Here is a 5,472-nt window from a genome sequence, read left to right as displayed (position 1 = left end):
ATTAAACTTCGTTTTCTTTTGCATGATTCCAACACCAAAGTAATTATTTTTTTGCATCAGGTTCCTTATGCAATTGCTAAATCAGGTGAGGCATTTTCAATTGGCTTTTCAAACGCATCAAAATCTATCGGTAACGTTAGACTTTCGTTGTAAATAAGTGTTGATGTTATTTCAACATCAAACACACTAATGTTCGGTGATTCAATTTCAAACTCATAGGTGGCTGCATTTAAGCTCAGGCTATTTTCATCAAATTCAGCTAAATACTCTTTAGTGCCTTCAACCCAGGTTGCTTTTTTATAAACATTTAACGTTGTTGGATGCCGCCATGAGTATTTTACATCTAAAAGCAACTCAGATTTACCCACTATGAACATTGGCAATTCAACTTTTACCGTATAATAATTGCGACCATCAAAAAAAGTAGGAGTATTAACAGTCACCTTAGGCGAAAACAATACGCTTTGGATATATTTAAAATATTGGTTTGGATCTGAGAAAGTGGGGTCATTGTGTCGCCATGTGACGATAAACCTAGGCAGCATATACCGCCTAGGTTTGAATTCCTTTTCAGATTTTTAAAGAGCAATCGCGTTTAAACACCCGCAATAATTTGCATTGCAAGGGTTTTCATCAGGCGTTTCCAATACGGGGGGTTGTCTGGTTGGTCTAGGCTTTCATCTACTGGCCACTTTTCCCACGGTTTGGTGATTTCTTTATTTGCCCAGCGTTTTGGGTTGGTGATGGCACCGTCAAAGTTAAAGCGATAAATATCGTTATCAAGCTGTTCTTCTATCTGCTGCATTTGTTTGTAGCTCATTAAACGCCAGTACTTTTCAGGGCGATTATTTTGCTTATCAAAATCCCGTGTTATCGGGTCTAAATGACGAAATGGCTCGATTTCTGGTGAATCAACGAGCGGTTTGCTTAAGTCCATAAAGCGCACTACGCGCTCCCATGTATACTTACAGTAGTTTGGGTTTTGTGGGTTGTCTTTAACCCGTATTTCACTAAATGCACCATGGTGGTTTTCATAATCTTTATGGGCAATATACATAGCATGGGTCACACCATGGCCCTGTGAATGGTTCGCTTTAGAATAAAACGCTTCTATATCCTCAAACGGAAAAGTCGAATGGCCATGCTCATTTTTTTCGGCATTATCAACCGACCACGTAAAGTTCACTGTTTGGTTTTGGCGATCAAAATATATTTCACGTTTTGGCAAGATATGACGCGCCAAAATGGGGCTGAAGTTGAGAAAGAAAAAATTCCAGCAAATAGTAAATAATAGAAAAGCCCATGGGTATTCCATATTGTCCATAATAAAAACCCCAAAAATAGCCAATATAGATACAAAACTACCTGTTGCCCCTAAAAGAATAGGACCTAATGTTAACCCTAGCGTCCAATCCCCCGCATTATGAAAACCCAAGTAGCGGCCTTCATTATCCAAGCTTTGAGGCTGTACTTTTTTATTATCCTCTTTTTCTAATAAAAATCGGACAATCATTAACCCTTTAGGTGAACTATACTCATACTTTTTTGAGGAAATATAGTGTTTAAAGTTCTGCGAATTTTCTATCATTCTTGCATTTAGTTTTGCAAATCTATATGAAATTGACATTAAAATCCTTTTCTATCCAAGCAGTGACTTACTGCTTGGGTTAAATCCTATTTATTTCTTTACTTAGCTATAAATCAATCATCAAAAATGAGGTGAATTTTTGCCACAGTGTTTTACCAAACTTTATCTCGCTTTCAGCTTTTATATCATCTGCATATTTCCACGGGAACTTAAATATATCCGGCGGTGTTAGCTTTCTGATAGGTTTACCCGTCAATAAGTTATTGAGCTGTTCTTCATCATTAAATTCATTAATGAGTAATAGTTTTTCCTCATTAACTCTCTTCTTGAAATGCTTATCGACCCGATACCAAAAATACTTAGGACGGCCATTCGCTTTATCAAATTCAGCGGTTGTTTTATCAAACTCACGGTAATATTCAAATTGTGGGATATCTGCTAAGGGTTCAGTTACATCCATGAAGTTTTGTAATAATTCCCAATGAATAAATCCACTGCTTATTAAGTTTGCTCCAGTCCTATCATAAGAAAAATCTCTCTGATAATGTAATAAAGTAATGCCTCTGTAAGGAAAGCCGCTTCCAGGATTATTTTCCACACAATAGTGAGCATTAAACTCTTCAAAAAGCAATTTATCTTGTGTGCTACTTTGTTCATTAGATATGGTTACAGAACCATCTTTACGATGAAATAAAACCCCTGAGGACACTCTAATCCGGATTGCTTTCCAAATAGTTAGATTAAATAATTTAGATCCACTCCAAAATATAAAAACAAATAAAAAAGATTCAAGCGCTAGTTCAATACGACCAAATAAAGTGAAAAAAAACGGTAGAGTAAATAAAAAAAACAAAATACCTAAATGTGCTATTATCCAAAAAAAGACCAATGAATCCGTTATCTTACTCCCTTTTGTAGGCAAATTAAGAGTAAAATCATCATTTCCTAAAACTTTTCTATAATATTCAGCTTTCCCTGATAAGTTATATTTATAAGCTGAATCTTGAAAACTATCAAAGCAATGTCCAAACACTTTACCTCTTGGGTATATTGCCTGCTTACTTTGGTAACGACAATACATAGAGTCACGCTCATCAGTCGCTATTTCATCTCTAAATTTTGCATCTTGCATACCTCTGTAAGCTGTGTCAGCATATTTTTCAAGCATATTCTCTTTCCTTTATTGTCCACGCCTTGTCTGGTATTTCTCCATCTTCCCAATCGTTACGCTCATCTATATCAACATAAGGCAAAGTGGTATTCTTATCTAGGCGGTACTGCACTTTTACTTTCCAATCAACTTCGAAATGTTTCGGCCACATGGATAAAATTGGGACAATATATTGAAACCCAGTAATAGCTCCTGATTCAGTGTTTTCTTTTTGGATTATTTGCCAATTTTTATGATCGTAAAGGAATTCCTGCTCAAAATGTACAACTCCTTCATCTTCAATTTGATATACCTGAACGAGAAGTTCCGATTGACCTAAAGCAAAGTTTGGTGTGTCTATATCAATGATTAATTGGCAATAAACCTAGGCAGCAATAGTGCCGCCTAGGTTTGAATTCCTTTTCTGATTGTTAAAGAGCTAAGGTCAGTTAACCGATTTGAAATCCTGAGTTTTTATTGAAAGTAGAAAGCTGCTTTTTAATGTGTTTTCCCACGGCTTACAAGTCAATCATTAAAAATGAAGTGAATTTTTGCCACAACGTTTTACCAAACTTGATTTCACTTTCAGCTTTTATATTATCTGCGTATTTCCATGGGAATTTGAATACATCCTGTGGCGTAAGTTTTTTAATAGGTTTACCTGTCAGTAAATTGTCGAGCTGCTCTTCATCATTAAATTCTTTTCTAAGTTCATCATCCGCTTTAGACATTTCTTTTAAAAATGACTTATCAACCCGATACCAAAAGTACTTAGGGCGGCCATTCGCTTTATCAAATTCAGCGGTGGTTTTATCAAACTCACGGTAATATTCAAATTGTGGAATATCAGCCAAAGGCTGAGTAACATTCATAAAGTTTTGTAGTAACTCCCAGTGCAAAAAAGCGCAGGCTATTTGGTTACTATAAGTCTGCTCATAACGAATGTTTTTCTTATAATGCAATAATGTAAAGCCTCTGTTAGCAAAACCGCTTTTTGGATTATGGGCTACTTTATAGTGAGCATTGAACTCTTCAAAAGGGAGTGTATCAAAACTTTTTGCATCCTTAGTAGGTATTTCAACCATACCCGTTTTCCGATTAAAAATTGTGGCTAGATTAAATTTGAAACGAAAAAATGGCCAAATTAGCAAGCTAATTAACTTAGATCCCCCCCAGCAACTTGAAAGAATGATAAAAAAATCAAATGCAAGATCATATGCCCCCAAAGCAAGGGAAAATAACGGTAGAATAAACATAAAAAAAACAAAGAATAAATGTAGCATAGCCCAAGTAAAGTTTATCAAACCAATCATATTTGTAGCATTTGAAATTAATGCCAACGTCAACTTGTTCTTTCCTTTAGTTAAAATTGAACGATCATAGTCCGTTTGACCATTAATATTCCCTTTATAATAACTCTTTTGACTGCTATCAAAGCAATACCCGATTAAATCCTCCCTAGGGTAAATAGCTTGCTTGCTTTGATAACGACAATACATAGAGCCACGCTCATCAGTCGCTATTTCATCTCTAAATTTTGCATCTTGCTTACCTCTGTAAACTGTATCAGCATACTGCTCAAGCATATTCTATTTCCTTTATTGTCCAAGCTTTGTCAGGTAATTCACTGTCTTCCCAACCATTACGTTCATCAATATCAACATAAGGTAAAGTGGTATTCTTATCTAGGCGGTACTGTACTTTTACTTTCCAATCAACTTCGAAATGTTTCGGCCACATAGATAAAGCTGGGATAGCATAGACCTAAATTAACTAACGTTGTTAAGCTGAAAAATAAAGTCATCAATTTGCTGGTTATTTTTAGCAATAATAAACTTACCCTTATCGTACATCCTTAGTTCATAACAATTTAAGTCTAGTTTTTCTCCTTTATAAATCACCTCAACATTATTCATAAAGTACACTTTCCAATACGACTTATTGATAGTAACTAACTGTGTGCAACCATAAGTCAATAAAAAGCCAACCGTCGCAATTGGGCCTGAGTATAGTTGCCAAAATTGAGTCAACGACATATCACCTTGAATATAGAGATAATCAGGCCCTGTTAGTGACGTAAAAATTGCAGACAGTGTCAATAATGCAAAAGCAGCTGCTATGACAGTCCATATAGCCACATTCAAACTGGCGTTGAAGTGTGCCTTATAATTAGCCGTAAAGTTTACAACCGTGAATTTGCTTGGGATACTTTTGATTGTTGCGTTCATTTTTTCGTCCTTGTTCATGATTTCCCTCTTAATAATATTAAAATAGGGTATTTACGGCATACCGCAGGTTAGTTGCATAAATAACCGTTTGGCTTTGTATTCCGATTTAACGTTTCTTTTCTTTCAGGTTCAGAGATCAAGCGTTGCCTGTAATCAGGTATAAAATACTCACCACTTCACCAAGGGTTTCTCGTGGTATTTGGGTCGGCAAATTACAGCTAGAAAAGCGGCGTCACCTGATGCTTTATCAGGAAAAATAACAATACCGCTATCTACATAAGCTGCAAACTAAACCTAAAACAATTAAATGCATCACTTTAGGTTCAATTTTTTAAATTTTTAAAGAGCGATTTAGCTTTTAATTACCACACTTCCTGACGGTTAACTTGGCAATCTGCTGGGTCTAAATAGGGTTTTAACTCCTCAGGAAATCCGTGTTTTTCTGTTATATCTTTATCTATTTTGAAGTAGTGCTCTATTGATTGATATAAGTGTGTCCCAAGCGG

General features: G+C 35.7%; 6 protein-coding genes. All 6 read right to left on the bottom strand.

The window, feature by feature from the left end; genetic code table 11:
- Window positions 1-65: 65 nt before the first annotated feature.
- A complete protein-coding gene (locus H5201_RS22030) occupies window positions 66-545 on the bottom strand; it encodes a hypothetical protein (protein WP_259399735.1) in 480 nt (159 codons plus the stop codon).
- A 50-nt stretch (window positions 546-595) separates the two neighbouring features.
- Window positions 596-1,627, bottom strand: a complete 1,032-nt coding sequence (locus tag H5201_RS22025; RefSeq protein WP_182785407.1) for a hypothetical protein — start codon at window positions 1,625-1,627, stop codon at window positions 596-598.
- Between the two features lie 67 nt (window positions 1,628-1,694).
- Entirely contained in the window at window positions 1,695-2,756 is a 1,062-nt protein-coding gene (locus tag H5201_RS22020; RefSeq protein WP_182785406.1) for a hypothetical protein, read from the bottom strand.
- Between the two features lie 500 nt (window positions 2,757-3,256).
- Window positions 3,257-4,324, bottom strand: a complete 1,068-nt coding sequence (locus H5201_RS22015) for a hypothetical protein (protein ID WP_182785404.1) — start codon at window positions 4,322-4,324, stop codon at window positions 3,257-3,259.
- Window positions 4,317-4,478 carry a hypothetical protein gene (locus H5201_RS22010; RefSeq protein WP_182785403.1) on the bottom strand — a complete coding sequence of 54 codons (162 nt, stop codon included), beginning with the start codon at window positions 4,476-4,478 and terminating at the stop codon, window positions 4,317-4,319. The genes H5201_RS22015 and H5201_RS22010 overlap by 8 nt, the downstream gene beginning before the upstream one ends.
- A gap of 29 nt (window positions 4,479-4,507) precedes the next feature.
- A complete protein-coding gene (locus tag H5201_RS22005) occupies window positions 4,508-4,966 on the bottom strand; it encodes a hypothetical protein (RefSeq protein ID WP_182785401.1) in 459 nt (152 codons plus the stop codon).
- Window positions 4,967-5,472: the final 506 nt, after the last annotated feature.

It is taken from the genome of Pseudoalteromonas sp. SG43-6 (genome assembly GCF_014164365.1).
Classification (GTDB): domain Bacteria; phylum Pseudomonadota; class Gammaproteobacteria; order Enterobacterales; family Alteromonadaceae; genus Pseudoalteromonas; species Pseudoalteromonas rhizosphaerae.
Note: the sequence above shows the minus strand (reverse complement) of the source record. Positions and strands in the feature narration are given on the sequence as shown.